This window comes from Clostridium sartagoforme AAU1 (assembly GCF_000401215.1).
GTDB lineage: Bacteria > Bacillota > Clostridia > Clostridiales > Clostridiaceae > Clostridium > Clostridium sartagoforme.
On the sequence record NZ_ASRV01000214.1, the window covers coordinates 1 to 1,093 of the forward strand.

2 protein-coding genes are annotated in these 1,093 nt (G+C 30.8%); both read right to left on the bottom strand.

The window, feature by feature from the left end; all coding sequences use genetic code 11:
• Window positions 1-558: ATP-binding protein (locus A500_RS17070; protein WP_016208815.1), on the bottom strand; the 558-nt coding region annotated here is incomplete at its 3' end.
• 7 nt (window positions 559-565) lie between these two features.
• Window positions 566-1,051, bottom strand: a complete 486-nt coding sequence (locus tag A500_RS17075; protein WP_157453693.1) for a Mu transposase domain-containing protein — start codon at window positions 1,049-1,051, stop codon at window positions 566-568.
• Window positions 1,052-1,093: the final 42 nt, after the last annotated feature.

Genomic DNA, 1,093 nt, shown 5'->3' on the forward strand with positions numbered 1-1,093 from the left:
GGTTATTAGTTGAAAAAATAAATTAGCACCTAATTGATCTATAGGCAAATAACCAATTTCGTCTATAATAAGAACTTTGTATTTATTGTAGTGTTTAAGTCTAGCTTCTAGCCTGTTTTCATTGTAGGCGTTTCTTAAGTTCTGAATTAAATCGTGACAGCTAATAAAGTAAGTGAGGAATCTTTTACTTGCAGCCTCTATTCCGATAGCGGTAGCTAAATGTGTCTTACCTACACCTGGAGTTCCATAAAATAATATATTTTCTTTATTATCAATAAATCTTAATGAGCATAGGTCTTGAATCTGCGCTTTGTTTACTGACGGTTGAAAGCTATAGTCATACTCATCAGCTCTTTTTACAAAAGGAAAGCCGGCTACACTTATTTGGATTTTTGAGGCCATTTCATTTTTATAAAGTATTTCTTTATCTGTTAGATGCACTAAGGCATCTAACAACGGGGTCTGCTCCTGAGCAGCTATGCTAAGATATGTCGGTACATATGATGACATCTTTTCTAACTTAAGAGTTTCTAAATTATTCATAAGTTTTGCATACATTTTAAAATCACTCTCCTAACAATATATCCATTAAGGCCATATTCTCTTTTATAAAATCACCTATTTGATCATCTGATAAATGTTTACAAGCATCAGACTTCAGTATTTCGTGCATATGACCAATTTTATAATTATATTTTTTATCAGTTAACGAGTGACAGACAATAAAATCTTGATTATAATAAATACTGATATTACCGTCACTAGTTTCGATAATATTAACTTTTAAACCAATGTATTTGGTTGGAACAGAGTATTTTTTACCTTTGTAATTAATCATAGATTCTTTTGTGACTTTATATTCTTTTTCGCGATAGACATATGAGCACAATAAATCTAATGATGGTAATGGTTTAAGATACTCTTTATCTTTTTTCAAAAGATTCAACGGAATTTCATTTATTGCTTGAGAAGTTTCATTATTTATTTCATCCATAAAATCATTTACTATTCCTTCTAAATCAGCATAATCTTCAAATTCGCCGTTATACACGGCTAGACGATTAGTGAGCCTTGCTAAAGCTTCAACTTTCCC